The organism is Prauserella aidingensis (genome assembly GCF_024171865.1).
Lineage (GTDB): Bacteria > Actinomycetota > Actinomycetes > Mycobacteriales > Pseudonocardiaceae > Prauserella > Prauserella aidingensis.
In genome coordinates, this window is record NZ_JAMTCN010000011.1 from 64,667 (window position 1) to 79,690 (window position 15,024).

Here is a 15,024-nt window from a genome sequence, read left to right on the forward strand (position 1 = left end):
CGGCCGATCGACGAGGAAGAAGGCGTGACCATGGCGACGACGATCCCGGTGCCGATCGAGTTCTCCATTCCGGAGGGCTGGTTGTCGGTGTCGCCCGACGAGATCGGGACCCCGAACGCGGCGTTCGTGGCGCTGCGCCCCGACACCGGTGGTGACGGGTTCACGGCGAACATCACGATCAGTGGTGACGTGCGCGGCGGTGACGTGCCCTTGGCTGAGGTCGCCGCCGAGGCGGTGGAGCGGCTGCGGCGCGGCGCGCACGAGGTGACGGTCGGCAACGCCCAGGCCACCGGCACCGCGGCCAACCCGGTGTACACCCAGCCGCTGCGCATCGACGCCGACGTGGCGGGCCGTCGCCGGTACCTGGTGCAGTACCAGGTGTTCATGGGCTTCCCGGACACCGCCGACCCGTCCCGCCGGGCGGTGCTGCAGATCGTGCTCAGTGCGACACCGGAGACGTTCCAGCCGGTGTTCGCCGATTTCGAGGAGTTCCTGGCCACCCTCGGGCCGGAGCAGGGCGGCGCGCCCGGGGGCGGGCCCGACGCGGGCGGGCCCGGACACGGCAGCCCCGGACGTGGTGGCTCCGGACACGGTGGCCCCGGCCATGGTGGAGGTTCGGCATGAACGAGACTGCCAGGCACCTGGTGCAGCGGATCCAGGCGGTCGACGACGCCGCGGCGGCCAACCGCAACCGCGCGGAGACCTACCGGGCCATGACGGAGAAACTGGCCGAGGTGACAGGCACGGCGAGTTCGGCGGACGGCACGGTGACCGTGGAGGCCGGGCCGGACGGCGCGGTCGAGAAGGTCACGTTCTCGGACGCCGTCCGCAGCGGTGTCGAGCCCGCGGAACTGGCTGTGAAGGTGCAGCATGCCATCGCGCTGGCGCGCGTGGCCGCCACCCGGGAGCAGGCCGAGGTCGTGCAACGCGGTCTCGGCTCCAGCGACCTGCTGGACACGGTGCTCGCCGAGGACAGGACACTGTTCGGTGATGCCGAGCCGGTCGACCCGGGGCCCGAACCGGTCGCGGCGGCCGCCGACGGCGTGATCGCGAACACCCGGCGCTCCGGGCGCGGCGACGACGAGGACTTCGAGGACTTCCCCGTCATGCGGTGATGCGGGAGCGTCCGATCTCCGCGTCGGTGGGCTTGGACGACGAGACCGACGAACCCGGTGCCGTGTCGTTCGAGGTGCTGGCCGACGGGCGGTCACGGTCCGAGAGCGGTGTCGTGACCGGGGCCGATCCGGCGGTTCCGGTGTCGGCCGACGTCACCGGGGCACGGATGGTGACACTGCGGGTGACCGACGGCGGTGACGGCAAGAACTCCGACCCCGCCGACTGGGCGGACGCGACGGTGCACTGCCGGGGATGAGTTCACCCATCCCCGGTCGCGGCGTCGCGCAGCGCCGCCATCACGGCACGCTGTCCCGCGGTCAGCTCCGGCGCGGCCACAGCCAGGGCGGTTCGGCCGGACCACGAGGGGTCCTGAACCCCGACGGTGGCGACCTCGGCGGGTAGGCCGGCAACGGCGAGTTCGGGAACGGTGGTGATCCCGAGGCCCGCGGCGACGAAGCCGAGCCGGGCGTTCCAGTTGTGGATACGGTAGGCGATCCGGGGTTGCGGAAGCGTGGGCCAGGCGCCGAACTGCGGCTCGCCCCGTTGCCCCGTCCCGGTGATCCACGCCTCGCCGGCGAGGTCGTCGACCGTGACGCTCGTCCGTCCTGCCAGCCGGTGCTCCCGGGGCACCGCGACGACACCGCTGCCGCCGGTCGTCAGCCGCTCCGTGTACAGCCCGTCCAGGTCGTAGGCGGGCAGTCCCTGGCCGACGGCGATGACTCCGACGTCCACTCCTCCCGTCCGAACCTGGCGTACGAGCGCAGGAGTGGACGCCTCGTGCAACTCGGTGACCAGACCCGGGTGCTCGTCGCGGAGCGCCGCCATCGCTGCGGGTACGAGCGACCAGGTGGCGGTCGGGAAGGCGCCGATGGTCACCTGCTCGGCGACGGTATCGGACAGTGCGGCGAGCTCACGGCCCGCCGCGTCGAGCTCGGCCAGCACCGCTGCCGCCCGCCGCGCGACCGCTTCGCCGGCCCGGGTGGCCTCCACGCCACGGGCCTTGCGCACGAATAGCGGCAGCCCGGCGGCCGCCTCCGCGGCCGACACCTGCCGGGAGATCGCCGACTGGGTGTACCCGAGGAGCTCGGCCGCGGCGGTGAACGACCCGGTTCCGACGACGGCGTGGACGACCCGCAGCGCGGGAACGGTGAACTCGGCCATGAGCCCACAGTAGATATGTGTTCCCCGCATGTCTTCCATGTCAGAGAGTCGTTTGTGGAATAGCTGTGTCGTCACGAAGCTGGAGTACGAAGGCAACGCCGCCACGGAAGGAACGCGCATGTTCGCCCCTGACAGCAAGACCTGGTTCATCACCGGTGCCTCTCGCGGCTTCGGTCGGCTCTGGACGGAAGCCGCGCTCGAGCGAGGTGACCGAGTCGCGGCGACGGCCCGCGACCGCGCCACCCTCGACTCATTGACGGAGCGTTACGGGGACGCGGTCCTGCCGCTCCCCCTCGACGTCACCGATCGCGCCGCGGTGGGCAGCGCCGTCGACCACGCCGTGGAACGGTTCGGCCGTCTCGACGTCGTCGTCAACAACGCCGGATACGGGCTCTTCGGCATGGTCGAGGAACTCACCGAGCCGGAGCTGCGGGACCAGGTGGAGACCAACTTCTTCGGGACCGTCTGGGTCACGCAGGCGGTGCTGCCCGTGCTGCGGGCCCAGCAGTCCGGTCACATCCTGCAGGTCACGAGCGAGGGCGGGGTGCGCGCCTATCCCGGCATCGGCGCTTACCACGCGTCGAAATGGGCGGTGGAGGGCCTCTCGGACTCGCTCGCCCAGGAGGTCGCCGCGTTCGGTATCCACGTAACCGCAGTGGAGCCGGGCCCGTACGCCACGGAGTTCGCGGAGAGCAGGAGCCTGCGGACCACTGAGCCGCACCCCGACTACGACGGGGTGCGCGAGGCGACCGCCGGGGAGTGGGTCCTCGGCGACCCGGAAGCCACGGCGGAGGCGATCCTCACGCTCGTGGACGCCGAGACCCCGCCGCAGCGGCTCGTCCTCGGGCACACCCTCCCCGAGATCGAGGAGATCTACGCCGAACGCCTACGGGTCTGGCGGGAATGGGCACCGGTCACCCGGGCCGCATTCGGCACGAGGGTCGTTCCCGGCGCCGCGTGACGCCGGACGGAGCCCGCACCGTCCGAAATGGTCGAGGCTCCGAAGCCTGGCGCGCACGACAGGTACCGGCGCCAGCGGGGACGTCGCCGGACGTCCCCGTGCTCGCGATCGACGGCCGCGCTTTCAGCGCCGAGCGAAACGAGCGACACGCCCCGCCCGATGTCGGTTGCGGCCTTGGTCCACGCTCCCTCGACGTCGTCGAGCTCAGGTCAGACGCGGGAGCGTCGATGTGACCGGTGTGTGATCCGCGCCGGTCGGGGAAGCCGCGGATCGCGTGTTGAGGGACCCGCGGAGAGCGCCGCGAGCGGCATGGACAATGGCGAGGATGCCGAGATGGTGGGGAGATTGGATGTCGAGGATGGATCACGACGGCGCAGCGACCGCGCGCCCCCGGCGCGAGAACGGGCCGTTCGCCGGTGAGTTCTTCCGCCACCCGGTACGGTCCGGCGCCGTCACGGAGACGACGACCGACTGTGTGAACGGCTTCCTCGACGAGGCCCGCCTGGACGGCGCCCGCACGGTCGTCGAGCTCGGCGCGGGGTCCGGCGCGATCACCGCGGAGCTCGCGACCCGGTTGCCGGAGCCGGCGCAGCTACTGGCTGTGGAGGTCAGTCCGGCGTTGACGGCCCGGCTACGGACCCGCTGCCCCGACGTCGACGTGGCCTGTGCCTCGGCGTTCGACCTGCCCGAGCTGGTGCGTGAGCGCGATCTGCCGCCCGTGGATCTCATCGTGTGCTCGGTGCCCTGGACGGTCATGGGGGAGGAGCGTGACCGCTTCCTGAGCACCGCACGCGCCACGCTGAGCGACGGCGGAGCGTTCAGCACGCTGCTCGTGGCGCACAGGGCCCGCGACAGCGGCGTGGCGGCGAGCTGGGTCGGCCGGCACTTCACGGACGTCCGCGCCGGGCGCGTCCAGTGGCGGAATCTTCCCCCGCTGCGCGGGCTGCACGCCCACGCAGGCTGACACGCCGACACTGCTGTGATCGGACTGCCGCCCCGGAGACACGACCGCCGGGGCGGCAGGAACCCGATGAGACAACCCGGTGAGACGCCGTCCATCAGGACGCGGGAGAGACAGCGACGGGCAGCCGGTTCTGCGGGGTGAGTCCCGCGCCGGGTCGTGACCCGTAGGCACTCGGTGGACACCCGGCACTCGGTCGGACAGCCGGTAACGACAAAGCCCCCATCCCGGTTGCCCGGGATGGGGGCTGAGCTGGTGCGCGATACTGGGATCGAACCAGTGACCTCTACCGTGTCAAGGTAGCGCTCTCCCGCTGAGCTAATCGCGCGAGGCGGCGGCGGGAATCGAACCCGCGTACAGGGCTTTGCAGGCCCTTGCCTGAACCACTCGGCCACGCCGCCGCGGTTGTGAATCAGGCTCGCACCCGATTCAACTGCGGGTAGCCGCCGCAGTCGAGCGGACGACGGGACTCGAACCCGCGACCCTCACCTTGGCAAGGTGATGCGCTACCAGCTGCGCTACGTCCGCATTTTTCCGGCCGGAAGGTGACTCTCCGTAGAGGGCCGACTTCCCGGGGTTGCCCCCGCTGCCGTGGTGTGTGAAGAACTCTACTGGACGCCCGCACGGCCGTTTGCACGGGGGGTCACTTTCCGTCGCCGTCCGGCCGTGCAGGCGTCGTGATCAGCCAAGATCGTTCGGGATCAGTCGGGTGAGCGCCTCGTCGACGTCGACCCAGAGGTGTTCGTTGCCCGGCAGCACCACGTCGTAGGTCCGGTCGAGGAAGTCGGCGAGCTCCTCGGCCGACGCCTCGAACATCGCGTGCCCGGACGGCGACGTCAGTTCGATCAGTACCGACTCGGGGTCCTCCGTCGACGGCCGGAGGTGGACGTCCCCGTCGCCCGCGTCCGCGAGCAGCCCGTCGGCGATGAGGTCGCGCGCGAAGACCCATTCGACCCAGCCGGCGCGTCCCGTGCGGAAGGCGGCGACGACGGCGTACGGGTCGCTCGTGTCGTAGCGCAGCTCCACCTTCACCGGAACGGGAGGCGTTTTCGGTGCCAGCAGGTCGAAGACCGCGTTGGACCGGAGCGTCACGTGATCGTTTCGCATGGTCGTACCCTTCTGCTCCCTTCCCGGCCGGTTTCGGCCGAGGCTTACCGGTGAGACGCAGCCGAAGCCCGATTCGCTCGCCGTAATCGCCGAGACCACTCGGACGAGTTAAGCCGCGTTGTGCCCGTCACTTCCGGTCGAACCCCGGCCGCGCTCCGGCGGCCGTACGGCACGTGTGTGGCACACGCCCCGTCCATACTGGCGGGTTTACTTCGTCGGCGATAGGACTCGACTCGCCCGTGTTGTCCACGACATACCCGGTCAGTGCCGGGCAACCGTCCGACATGCCCCTCGTGTCCAGCCGCTTCTACGGAGTGTTTCCGCATGTATGCGCACCGTGTGGGCCGAAGGACCACCCGTTTGTCGGCCCTCGGACGGCGTCCGCTAGAGTTGTCCGCACAACAGCACAGAGCACCCGGCGCGATTAGCTCAGCGGGAGAGCGCTTCGTTCACACCGAAGAGGTCACTGGTTCGATCCCAGTATCGCGCACCGCATATCTCAGTATCGCGCACCGCACGACGGGGCACCTGCCTGACAGGTGCCCCGTCGTCGTGTGTCCGGGGGTTCCACGCCGGGGTCTGGCGGGGATGGCACTTCCGACGACGACTGCCGTGGTTGTTGCGCTTTCAACTATGCGCGCGTCGAGTTTGTGGGGTCGACCGAACGTGACGCGCGGCATAGCCGTCCGCGGGAAGTGGTCAAAGGCTCAACTATGTTGTCGTGAGTGGGACGACGCGGACCGGTGTCGCCGGGTCGTCCCCACGGCGACCATGCTCGACACGAACAGCCCGACCACGAAATGGGAGACCCGCGATGACGACCACGCCGGCGCTCGAACTGTCCGACGACGCGCAGAACCTGCTGTTCCGCGACGCCCGGACCGCCAACACCTTCAGTTCCGAGCCCGTCACCGACGAGCAGCTGCGCGCGATCTACGACCTCGTGAAGTGGGCACCGACGTCCATGAACAACCAGCCGCTCCGCGCGCTCGTCGTGCGCAGCGACGAGGGCAGGCAGCGACTGCTCAAGCACATGTCCGAGGGCAACCGCCCCAAGACCGAGACCGCCCCGGTCACCGTCGTGCTCGCCGCCGACGCGGACTTCCACGAGAACCTGCCGACGGTGTTCCCGCACGCGCCGGGTGTGAAGGACCTGTTCGCCGACCCGGGCAAGCGCGAACCGGTGGCGACGCTCAACGCCTCGCTGCAGGTGGGCTACTTCATCCTCGGCGTCCGCGCCGCCGGGCTGGCCGCGGGCCCCATGACCGGCTTCGACGGCGCCGGGGTGGACGCCGAGTTCTTCGCCGACAAGCCGTGGAAGTCACTCGTCGTGGTGAACATCGGCAGGCCCGGTGAGAACGCCTGGAAGGAGCGGCTGCCGCGGCTCGACTACGAGCAGGTCGTCGCCGAGGCCTGAGGCCACACAGACCCGGCGGGCGGCGAACCGGCGGCCGGGGCCCGGTGGCTAGCATTGACACGGCAAGAACCTGTGTTGATGCGTCTCGAGGAGTTCACCGTGTCCCAGCCGTCGTTCGCCGCCTCCGAAGCCACCGAACGCGTGGTGGTGCCGGCGGGCACTACGGCGGGTTCCGCGGTGCGCGAGGCGGGCCTGCCGAGCAAGGGTCCCGACGCCGTGGTCGTCGTCCGTGACGCCGACGGCGCGCTGCGCGACCTCGCCTGGGCGCCCGATGCGGACGCCGAGGTCGAGCCGGTCGCCGCCAACACCGAGGACGGCCGCAGTGTCATCCGGCACTCGGCGGCACACGTGCTCGCCCAAGCCGTGCAGCAGCAGTTCCCGGAGGCCAAGCTCGGTATCGGCCCGCCGGTCAAGGACGGCTTCTACTACGACTTCGCGGTCGACACCCCGTTCACCCCCGAGGATCTGCAGGCGCTCGAGAAGCGCATGAAGCAGATCGTCAAGGGCTCGCAGCAGTTCTCGCGGCGCCGCGTCGACTCGATCGAGGCGGCGAAGGAAGAGCTCGCCGACGAGCCGTTCAAGCTGGAACTCGTCGACCTCAAGTCCGGCGACGACAGTGTCGACACCTCCGAGGTGATGGAGGTCGGCGGTGGCGAGCTGACGATCTACGACAACCTCGACCCACGCAGCAAGGAACGCGTGTGGGGCGACCTCTGCCGCGGTCCGCACGTGCCGACGACGAAGTTCATCCCCGCGTTCACGCTCACCCGGAGCGCGGCCGCCTACTGGCGCGGCGACCAGGCCAACCAGCAGCTGCAGCGGATCTACGGCACCGCCTGGGAATCCCAGGAGAAGCTCGACGAGTACATCGAGCGGCTCGCCGAGGCCGAGCGGCGCGACCACCGCAAGCTGGGTGCCGAACTCGACCTGTTCTCGTTTCCCGACGAGATCGGTTCGGGCCTGCCGGTGTTCCACCCCAAGGGCGGCATCATCAAGCGGGAGATGGAGGACTACGTCCGCCGGCGCCACATCGACGAGGGTTTCGAGTACGTCGGCACCCCGCATCTCTCGCACGAGCAGCTGTTCCACACCTCGGGTCACCTGCCGTACTACGCGGACACCATGTTCCCGCCGATGGAGTTCGACGGGTACCAGTATCGCCTCAAGGCGATGAACTGCCCGATGCACAACCTGATCTACCGCTCGCGCGGACGGTCCTACCGGGAGCTTCCGCTGCGGTTGTTCGAGTTCGGGCACGTGTACCGGTACGAGAAGTCCGGGGTCATCCAGGGTCTGACCCGTGTGCGCGGGTTCGCGCAGGACGACTCGCACAGTTACTGCACCAAGGAGCAGGCGCCCGACGAGGTCAAGCACCTGCTGCACTTCATGCTGTCGGTGCTGCGCGATTTCGGTATGGATGACTTCTACCTGGAGATGTCCACGCGGGACGAGTCCAAACCGGACAAGTTCGCCGGTTCGGACGCCGACTGGGCCGAAGCGACGGCCGTGCTCGAGCAGGTGGCGCACGACACCGGCCTGGAACTCGTGGCCGACCCCGGCGGCGCGGCGTTCTACGGCCCCAAGATTTCCGTGCAGGCCAAGGACGCGATCGGCCGCACCTGGCAGATGGGCACCGTGCAGTACGACTTCAACCAGCCCGAGGGCTTCGAATTGGAGTACCAAGCGGCCGACGGCGAGCGGAAACGGCCGATCATGATTCACTCGGCGAAGTTCGGGTCGATCGAGCGGTTCTTCGGCGTGCTCACCGAGCACTACGCGGGTGCGTTCCCGGCGTGGCTGTCGCCGGTGCAGGTGATGGGCATCCCGATCGCCGACGAGCACGTCGAGCACCTGCAGGGCGTCGAGAAGGCGTTGCGTGCCAAGGGGATCCGCGTCGACATCGACACCAGCGACGACCGGATGCAGAAGAAGATCCGCACCCACACCACGCAGAAGGTGCCGTTCCTGCTTCTGGCGGGCGGCAAGGACGTCGAGGCGGGTGCGGTGTCGTTCCGGTTCCGTGACGGCAGTCAGATCAACGGGGTTCCCGTGGACCGCGCGGTGCAGGCGATCGGTGACTGGATCGCCCGGCGCGAGAACACGTCCCCGACGGCCGAGGCGCTGGAGGCACTTGTTGGCCGGTGACGGGCCCGGCGGCGCGGGTTCCGGTGACGCCGGCGAACCCTCGCTCGAAGGCCAGGACGGTGTCGGGGTCCGGGACGAACTGCAACGTCTCTGGACCCCGCACCGGATGGCCTACATCCAGGGCGAGAACAAGCCGTCGGGCGACGAGGCCGACGGCTGCCCGTTCTGCCGGATCACAGGCGCCGACGACGAGGACGCGCTGATCCTCGCGCGCGGCGCGGTCGTCTACGCGGTCCTCAACCTGTACCCGTACAACCCGGGACACCTGATGGTCGTGCCGTACCGGCACGTGGCCGACTACACCGAACTCACCGCCGACGAGACCCGCGAGCTCGCGGAGTTCACCCAGCGCGCCATGACCGTCATCCGGACCGTCTCGGCCGCCCACGGGTTCAACATCGGCATGAACCAGGGCGTGATCGCGGGCGCCGGGATCGCCGCTCATCTGCACCAGCACGTCGTGCCGCGGTGGGGCGGCGACTCCAACTTCATGCCGGTCGTCGGCCAGACGAAGGTGTTGCCGCAGCTGCTGCGCCAGACCCGGCAGCTGCTCGCCGACGCCTGGTGACCCGGCCGCGTACCCTTCCGGCGTGCTGGCGCACCCGAATGCACAACACGCGCACCCGAATGCGCAACACGCGCGCCTCGAGGGGTGGTGGCCGGGCGACACCTGGGCGCAGGACACGCGAAGGGCCCGCCTGCTCGGGGACATCGAGCAGGCGGGCCCTCCGCTCACCGGGTCCCGCGGTGGGGCCCGGCGGTGTGCGCGTTCGGTCCGGTCGGACTCAGTTGTCGAGGACGGCCTCGATGTCGAGCTCGATCTTCACCTTGTCGGCGACGACGGCCGTCGGGAACTGCGACGCCACGTCGAAGTCGGTGCGGCTGATCTCGGTCTTCGCCTCGACGCCGACGACCTTGCTGCCCTCGGCCATACCGTCACCGAAACCGCCGAGCTCCGCCTCGAGTGACACCGGCTTGGTCACGCCGTGCAGCGTCAGCTCGCCGTCGATGACGTAGCCGTCGCCGGTCGCGCGGATGCCGGTGGAGCGGAACGACAGCGTGGGGAAGCGCTCGACGTCGAGGAACTCGTCGCTCTTGACGTGCCCGTCGCGCTGGTCGTTCTTCGTGTGGATGCTGTCGGCCTGGATCGTGGCCTGGACCGAGGAGTCGGTGATGTCCTCGCCGGTCACGATCGTGCCCTCGAAGTTCGTGAACTGGCCGCGCACCTTGGACACGCCGAGGTGCCGGGTGATGAAGGTGACCTCGGAGTGCACGGGGTCGATGGTCCACGTGCCCTTGAGGTATCCGGGGATCTGCGTCGCTGCGCTCATGGTGTGTCCTCCACACGGTGTCGTGTTCTCGTCTGTCTGCGGCGCCCTGTCCGTGGTGGTCGCCCGTTGTCGTGCGGGGAGTGCCTCCGGGTAGGGCGCTCGCGCCCCTCCGGCTTCCTCGGTACCACGGATCCGTCGTCGCGGCCCGGGAGGGAAGCTCTTTGTTGAGCGCTCAACTATGACTGTAACGCATGTTGGTTGAGCGTTCAACCGGGGTATGATGGCTCGTATGGACGAACCGCGATGGCTGAGTGACGACGAGCAGCGCGTGTGGCGCGCCTTCCGGGAGGCCGTCGGCATGCTGAACGCGCACACGGAGACGCAGCTCCAGCGTGACGCCGGCATGCCGCAGGCCTACTACGAAGTGCTGGTCGAACTCTCGGAATCGCCGGATCAGGTGATGCGCATGAGCGACCTGGCCATCGCCACGCGATCGTCCCGCAGCCGGCTCTCGCACGCCGTCGCGAAGATGGAGGCGAAAGGCTGGGTCCGCCGCGAGGCGTGCCCGACCGACAAGCGCGGCGCGTTCGCCCATCTGACACCCGCGGGGTTCGACGCCATCAAGGCCGCGGCGCCGGGGCACGTCGAGGCGGTCCGGGCCGCGGTGTTCGACCAGCTGACGCCGGACCAGGTGCGCATGCTCGGCGAGATCAGCGAGACGATCCGGACCGGACTCACGCCGCGATGTCCCGAGGTCGAACACCGGCTCGCCGCCGAGGATGCGGACGCCGGCGACGAGGACGCCCGCGACGAGGACGCGGAGCTCGATGCCGGTGACGGGGGCGACACCGGCAGGGCGGCGTAGGTCCGGACCAGCATCGTGGCGCACGTCGCGGTCGCCGCACCGGGCATCCGTTCCGGCGGTCGGTGCGGGAAGTCGATAGGGTTCGGGCGGATGCGCCGACCGGTCGGTGGTCACTCGACCACGTGACATCCGGTGGCCGTGCCGGATCGACCAGCCCGCATGACCAGCCCCGACCGACGTCCCCCGACCGACCTGCACGCCTCGTAGGACCAGATGCTGAATATCTTCGCGCGCGCCTCCGTATCGCGCGTCACCGATCCGATCGGTGCCGCGCTGGTACGCGCCGGGCTCACGCCCAACGCCATGACGCTCATCGGCACGGCCGGTGCGCTCGGCTGCGCGCTGGTGTTCTTTCCCGCCGGAATGCTGCTGTGGGGCACGTTCACGGTGTGGGGCTTCGTCATGCTCGACCTGCTGGACGGCGCGATGGCGCGGGCGCGGGGCAGCACACCGTTCGGGGCGGTGCTGGACGCGACGTGCGACCGGCTCGTCGACGGTGCCCTGTTCGGCGCGATCGCGTGGTGGGCGATGGCCACCGGCAACGAGCGCATCGCCGTCGCCGCGCTGATCTCGCTGGTGCTTGCGCAGGTGATCTCCTACGTCAAGGCGCGCGCCGAGGCGTCCGGGTTCACCTCGGCCGACGGCGGGCTCATCGAACGTGCCGAACGCCTGATCATCGCGCTCGTCGGCACCGGTCTGCAGGGACTGGGCGTGCCGGTCGCCGTCGAGGTCTCGCAGTGGTTGCTCGCGGTGCTGTCGGTGATCACCCTGGTCCAGCGGATCGTCGGAGTGGCGCGGTCGGCCGCGGAGGGACACTCGTGACGGGCCTGGCCGGGAGACTCGCCGACGCGGGATTCGCCACGGGCTGGCGCCTCGTGCCGAAACTGCCGAAATCCCTGGCCGGCGTCGCCTTCTGGGGCGTGGCGGACCTCGCCGCACGGCGCGGCGGCGGCAGCGTCCGGCAACTGCGGGCCAACCTGCGGCGCGTCGTCCCACAGGCGGGCGAGACCGAACTGGACGACCTGACACGCCGCGCGATGCACTCGTACGCCCGGTACTGGCACGAGGCGTTCCGCCTCCCGACGGCCGACCCCGCGGCGGTGCTGGCCGACGTGGACATCAGCGGGACCGACTACCTCGAGGCCGCGCTGGCCGAGGGCAATGGTGCGGTCGTCGCCCTGCCCCACACCGGAAACTGGGACGTCGCGGGTCTGTGGGCGGCGCGCAACGTCGGCGAACTCACCACGGTCGCCGAACGTCTCGAACCGGAATCGCTGTACCGCCGGTTCGTCGAGTACCGCGAATCGCTGGGCTTCGAGGTCGTCCCCGCGGACGGCAGCGTGTCGTTCCGGCTGCTGTTGCAGCGGCTGCGCGAGAACCGCGTCGTGTGCCTCGTCGGCGACCGCGACCTGAGCAACACGGGCACGCCGGTGACCTTCTTCGGCGAACAGGCCCGGTTCCCGGCAGGCCCGGCGCGGCTCGCCGCGAGTACCGGTGCCGCGCTCCTGCCCGTCGGGTCCTGGTACACCGACGACGGCTGGGGCCTGCGCATCCACCCGCGCATCCGGGTCGCCAACCGGGCCGAGGCGCCGGCCGCGACGCAGGCGCTCGCCGACGTCTTCGCGGGCGACATCGCCGCCCATCCCACCGACTGGCACATGTTGCAGCCGTTCTGGCCCGCCGACCGCGACGGCTCCGGCGGCACCGCGGACGGGGACGCCGCCGCGGACGCGGGGTGACCGGCATGCGGATCGGGATCGTCTGCCCCTACTCCTTCGACGTGCCCGGCGGGGTCCAGGGGCACGTCGTCGACCTCGCCACGGCGCTCCGTTCCCGCGGTCACACGGTATCGGTGCTCGCGCCCGCCGACGAGGACGCCGACCTGCCCGAGTTCGTCCACCCGGCGGGCCGGTCGCTCGCGATCCCGTACAACGGCTCGGTCGCCCGACTGCAGTTCGGCCCCGTGTCGTACGCCCGGGTGCGGCGGTGGCTGCGGGACAACCGGTTCGACGTGCTGCACCTGCACGAACCGGCCGCGCCCAGCCTGTCCCTGCTGGCGCTGAAGGTCGCCGACGGCCCGATCGTGGCGACGTTCCACACCTCGACGCCCCGCTCGCGCACCCTCTCGGCGTTCCAGCCCGTGCTGCGGCCGCTGCTGGAGAAGATCACCGCCCGCATCGCCGTGTCGGCGCTCGCCCGCCGGGTGCAGGTCGAGCACCTCGGCGGCGACGCCGTGGAGATCCCCAACGGGGTCGACGTGCCCGCGTTCGCCGGGGCCGCTCCGCTCGACGGCTACCCGCGCACGGGCGGCACCGTCGGTTTCGTCGGCCGGTACACCGAACCCCGCAAAGGGATGGGCGTGCTGCTGGAGGCGCTGCGGGGTGTCGTCGCGGACCTGCCCGACGTGCGACTGCTGGTGGCGGGCAGGGGAGAGGCCGACACGCTGCGCAGGCACGCGGGCCCGGAGCTGGAAGGCCATCTGGAACTGCTCGGCCAGGTCGACGACGAGACCAAGGCACGTGCCCTGCGCAGCGTCGACCTCTACTGCGCGCCCAACACCGGCGGCGAGAGCTTCGGGATGATCCTGACCGAGGCGATGGCCGCGGGTGCCCCGGTGGTGGCCAGCGACCTCGACTCGTTCCGCCGGGTCCTCGACGATGGCCGCGCCGGGGTGCTGACACCCACCGGAGACGCCGCCGCGCTGGGCGCGGCGCTGCGCCGGCTGCTGGCCGACTCCGCCGAGCGGGCACGCCTGTCGGCGGCGGCGACCGAACGGGTCGCGCTGTACGACTGGCGCACCGTCGTGACACAGGTCCAGCGCGTCTACGAGACCGCCATCACCGCCGACCCGCGCAAGGTCGGCGCCGACCGGGACGTGGACGCATGACCGTTTTCCTCGTGGCGGCGGCGCTGGCCGTGCTCGTGGTCGCCGTCGGACTCTTCCTGCTGGCCACGGCGAACCGCCTCGACCGGCTGCACGTGCGCATGGACGCGGGCTGGGGTGCGCTCGACGCGGCGCTCGCCCGACGTGCGGTCGTCGCGAGGACCGTGGCGGCCTCGGCGCCGGCGGAGGCGCTCGCGCGGCTCGACCCCGACGCCGTCGTCGCCGCGGCGTCCACCGCCGAACGGGCTCCCCGGGCCGACCGCGAGCCCGCCGAGAACGAGCTGACCCGGCTGCTCGGCCTGCTCGACCGCGCGGCACTGCCCGGTCCGCTCGCCGACGAACTGGCCGACGCCGAGCACCGCATGGTCATCGCCCGCCGCGTCTACAACGACGCCGTGCGCGACACGCTCACGCTCCGCAGACGGCGCAAGGTGCGTTACTTCAAGCTGGCGGGAACGGCGCCGCAGCCGGAGTACTTCGAGATCGCCGAACCCGAACCGGTGGCCACGCCGCGCGCGCACGACTCCTGACGACGCGCCCACCGCTGTCACACTGGGGGTATGGCAACGACACCGGAAGCGCCGGACACGCCCGAAAGATCCGAGACGTCGGACGGACCCGAGACCGCCGAGCGTGCGACGGGAGCCGACGCGTGCGACGTCGCCCACGGCCGGTCGGACGCGTCCCGGGACACCCGCACCCTGATCGCGGTGTTCGCCACGCCGGTCGCCGACTACCTGCTCCGCTACGCCGCGGACGCCGGCTTCCGGGCCCTGCTCGTCGAACCCGACGCCAAACGGGTCGCGGACGCCCCCACGCGGATCCCGGACCTGTCGGAGGCGCCCGACACGGCCGACATCGTCGTCACCGACCACCACCGCGACGAACTCGGCCCGGTACTGCGGGACGCGCTCGCCCAGCCCGCGCGGTGGGTCGGCGTCATGGGCAACCCCCGGCACGAGGGTCCGCACCGCGCCGCACTGCGGGAGCTCGGCGTGAGCGAGGACGACATCGCCCGCGTGCACCGGCCCATCGGGCTGAACATCGGATCCCGCACGCCGCCGGAGATCGCCGTCGCGACCCTCGCCGGCCTGCTCGCCGACCGCAACGACCGTCCCGGCGGCTTCTCCTTCTGA

General features: G+C 70.8%; 17 protein-coding genes and 4 tRNA genes. 15 read left to right on the forward strand and 6 right to left on the reverse strand.

Annotation, left to right across the window (positions count from 1 at the left end; genetic code table 11):
• Positions 1-30 precede the first annotated feature (30 nt).
• The 3 genes from LY13_RS13370 to LY13_RS13380 are packed head-to-tail and all read left to right on the forward strand — an operon-like array spanning position 31 to position 1,372.
• Entirely contained in the window at positions 31-624 is a 594-nt protein-coding gene (locus LY13_RS13370; protein ID WP_253828810.1) for a hypothetical protein, read from the forward strand.
• Positions 621-1,115: a YbaB/EbfC family nucleoid-associated protein gene (locus LY13_RS13375; protein WP_253828741.1), complete on the forward strand. Its 495-nt coding sequence runs from the start codon at positions 621-623 to the stop codon at positions 1,113-1,115. The genes LY13_RS13370 and LY13_RS13375 overlap by 4 nt, the downstream gene beginning before the upstream one ends.
• Positions 1,115-1,372 carry an NPCBM/NEW2 domain-containing protein gene (locus LY13_RS13380; RefSeq protein WP_253828742.1) on the forward strand — a complete coding sequence of 86 codons (258 nt, stop codon included), beginning with the start codon at positions 1,115-1,117 and terminating at the stop codon, positions 1,370-1,372. The genes LY13_RS13375 and LY13_RS13380 overlap by 1 nt, the downstream gene beginning before the upstream one ends.
• Before the next feature lie 2 nt (positions 1,373-1,374).
• Here LY13_RS13380 and LY13_RS13385 read toward each other — a convergent pair whose 3' ends face one another.
• Positions 1,375-2,277, reverse strand: a complete 903-nt coding sequence (locus LY13_RS13385; RefSeq protein ID WP_253828743.1) for a LysR family transcriptional regulator — start codon at positions 2,275-2,277, stop codon at positions 1,375-1,377.
• Between the two features lie 118 nt (positions 2,278-2,395).
• Between LY13_RS13385 and LY13_RS13390 the strand changes: the two genes are divergently transcribed.
• Together LY13_RS13390 and LY13_RS13395 are read left to right on the forward strand one after the other, a co-directional pair.
• On the forward strand, positions 2,396-3,238 hold the full coding sequence (locus LY13_RS13390) for an SDR family NAD(P)-dependent oxidoreductase (RefSeq protein WP_253828744.1): 843 nt from the start codon (positions 2,396-2,398) through the stop codon (positions 3,236-3,238).
• Positions 3,239-3,587: 349 nt separating this feature from the next.
• Positions 3,588-4,202, forward strand: coding sequence for a class I SAM-dependent methyltransferase (locus tag LY13_RS13395; RefSeq protein WP_253828745.1), 615 nt, complete (start codon positions 3,588-3,590; stop codon positions 4,200-4,202).
• A 250-nt stretch (positions 4,203-4,452) separates the two neighbouring features.
• Here the strand turns inward: LY13_RS13395 and LY13_RS13400 are convergent.
• The 4 genes from LY13_RS13400 to LY13_RS13415 all read right to left on the reverse strand — a co-directional run bounded on the left by LY13_RS13400 (position 4,453) and on the right by LY13_RS13415 (position 5,306).
• Positions 4,453-4,527, reverse strand: a tRNA-Val gene (locus LY13_RS13400).
• Between the two features lies 1 nt (position 4,528).
• Positions 4,529-4,600: transfer RNA gene (locus LY13_RS13405), tRNA-Cys, on the reverse strand.
• Between the two features lie 54 nt (positions 4,601-4,654).
• A tRNA-Gly gene (locus tag LY13_RS13410) sits at positions 4,655-4,727 on the reverse strand.
• Positions 4,728-4,880: 153 nt separating this feature from the next.
• Positions 4,881-5,306 carry an SsgA family sporulation/cell division regulator gene (locus tag LY13_RS13415; RefSeq protein WP_253828746.1) on the reverse strand — a complete coding sequence of 142 codons (426 nt, stop codon included), beginning with the start codon at positions 5,304-5,306 and terminating at the stop codon, positions 4,881-4,883.
• A gap of 418 nt (positions 5,307-5,724) precedes the next feature.
• On the opposite strand from LY13_RS13415, the gene LY13_RS13420 reads away from it, so the two are divergent.
• The 4 genes from LY13_RS13420 to LY13_RS13435 all read left to right on the forward strand — a co-directional run bounded on the left by LY13_RS13420 (position 5,725) and on the right by LY13_RS13435 (position 9,436).
• Positions 5,725-5,796: transfer RNA gene (locus tag LY13_RS13420), tRNA-Val, on the forward strand.
• Between the two features lie 324 nt (positions 5,797-6,120).
• Entirely contained in the window at positions 6,121-6,723 is a 603-nt protein-coding gene (locus LY13_RS13425) for a malonic semialdehyde reductase (RefSeq protein ID WP_253828747.1), read from the forward strand.
• A gap of 99 nt (positions 6,724-6,822) precedes the next feature.
• Positions 6,823-8,868, forward strand: a complete 2,046-nt coding sequence (thrS, locus tag LY13_RS13430) for a threonine--tRNA ligase (RefSeq protein WP_253828811.1) — start codon at positions 6,823-6,825, stop codon at positions 8,866-8,868.
• A complete protein-coding gene (locus LY13_RS13435) occupies positions 8,858-9,436 on the forward strand; it encodes an HIT family protein (RefSeq protein WP_372493826.1) in 579 nt (192 codons plus the stop codon). The genes thrS and LY13_RS13435 overlap by 11 nt, the downstream gene beginning before the upstream one ends.
• A gap of 217 nt (positions 9,437-9,653) precedes the next feature.
• Here the strand turns inward: LY13_RS13435 and LY13_RS13440 are convergent, their stop codons facing one another.
• On the reverse strand, positions 9,654-10,199 hold the full coding sequence (locus LY13_RS13440) for a YceI family protein (RefSeq protein WP_253828748.1): 546 nt from the start codon (positions 10,197-10,199) through the stop codon (positions 9,654-9,656).
• Positions 10,200-10,428: 229 nt separating this feature from the next.
• Between LY13_RS13440 and LY13_RS13445 the strand changes: the two genes are divergently transcribed.
• The 6 genes from LY13_RS13445 to LY13_RS13470 all read left to right on the forward strand — a co-directional run bounded on the left by LY13_RS13445 (position 10,429) and on the right by LY13_RS13470 (position 15,024).
• Positions 10,429-11,004: a MarR family winged helix-turn-helix transcriptional regulator gene (locus tag LY13_RS13445; RefSeq protein ID WP_253828749.1), complete on the forward strand. Its 576-nt coding sequence runs from the start codon at positions 10,429-10,431 to the stop codon at positions 11,002-11,004.
• A gap of 213 nt (positions 11,005-11,217) precedes the next feature.
• Positions 11,218-11,826: a phosphatidylinositol phosphate synthase gene (pgsA, locus tag LY13_RS13450; RefSeq protein ID WP_253828750.1), complete on the forward strand. Its 609-nt coding sequence runs from the start codon at positions 11,218-11,220 to the stop codon at positions 11,824-11,826.
• On the forward strand, positions 11,823-12,743 hold the full coding sequence (locus LY13_RS13455) for a phosphatidylinositol mannoside acyltransferase (protein ID WP_253828751.1): 921 nt from the start codon (positions 11,823-11,825) through the stop codon (positions 12,741-12,743). Before pgsA ends, LY13_RS13455 begins: the two co-directional genes overlap by 4 nt.
• 5 nt (positions 12,744-12,748) lie before the next feature.
• Positions 12,749-13,891: a glycosyltransferase family 4 protein gene (locus LY13_RS13460; RefSeq protein ID WP_253828752.1), complete on the forward strand. Its 1,143-nt coding sequence runs from the start codon at positions 12,749-12,751 to the stop codon at positions 13,889-13,891.
• Positions 13,888-14,418, forward strand: a complete 531-nt coding sequence (locus LY13_RS13465) for a LemA family protein (RefSeq protein ID WP_253828753.1) — start codon at positions 13,888-13,890, stop codon at positions 14,416-14,418. The genes LY13_RS13460 and LY13_RS13465 overlap by 4 nt, the downstream gene beginning before the upstream one ends.
• 30 nt (positions 14,419-14,448) lie before the next feature.
• Entirely contained in the window at positions 14,449-15,024 is a 576-nt protein-coding gene (locus LY13_RS13470) for an XdhC family protein (protein ID WP_253828754.1), read from the forward strand.

Coding starts and splice junctions, on each gene's coding strand:
- LY13_RS13390 (WP_253828744.1), top strand. CDS start 2,396: ATGTTCGCCCCTGACAGCAAGACCTGGTTCATCACCGGTGCCTCTCGC.
- LY13_RS13440 (WP_253828748.1), bottom strand. CDS start 10,199: ATGAGCGCAGCGACGCAGATCCCCGGATACCTCAAGGGCACGTGGACC.
- LY13_RS13445 (WP_253828749.1), top strand. CDS start 10,429: ATGGACGAACCGCGATGGCTGAGTGACGACGAGCAGCGCGTGTGGCGC.
- pgsA (WP_253828750.1), top strand. CDS start 11,218: ATGCTGAATATCTTCGCGCGCGCCTCCGTATCGCGCGTCACCGATCCG.
- LY13_RS13375 (WP_253828741.1), top strand. CDS start 621: ATGAACGAGACTGCCAGGCACCTGGTGCAGCGGATCCAGGCGGTCGAC.
- LY13_RS13460 (WP_253828752.1), top strand. CDS start 12,749: ATGCGGATCGGGATCGTCTGCCCCTACTCCTTCGACGTGCCCGGCGGG.
- LY13_RS13470 (WP_253828754.1), top strand. CDS start 14,449: ATGGCAACGACACCGGAAGCGCCGGACACGCCCGAAAGATCCGAGACG.
- LY13_RS13370 (WP_253828810.1), top strand. CDS start 31: ATGGCGACGACGATCCCGGTGCCGATCGAGTTCTCCATTCCGGAGGGC.
- LY13_RS13415 (WP_253828746.1), bottom strand. CDS start 5,306: ATGCGAAACGATCACGTGACGCTCCGGTCCAACGCGGTCTTCGACCTG.
- LY13_RS13465 (WP_253828753.1), top strand. CDS start 13,888: ATGACCGTTTTCCTCGTGGCGGCGGCGCTGGCCGTGCTCGTGGTCGCC.
- LY13_RS13425 (WP_253828747.1), top strand. CDS start 6,121: ATGACGACCACGCCGGCGCTCGAACTGTCCGACGACGCGCAGAACCTG.
- LY13_RS13395 (WP_253828745.1), top strand. CDS start 3,588: ATGTCGAGGATGGATCACGACGGCGCAGCGACCGCGCGCCCCCGGCGC.
- LY13_RS13380 (WP_253828742.1), top strand. CDS start 1,115: ATGCGGGAGCGTCCGATCTCCGCGTCGGTGGGCTTGGACGACGAGACC.
- LY13_RS13385 (WP_253828743.1), bottom strand. CDS start 2,277: ATGGCCGAGTTCACCGTTCCCGCGCTGCGGGTCGTCCACGCCGTCGTC.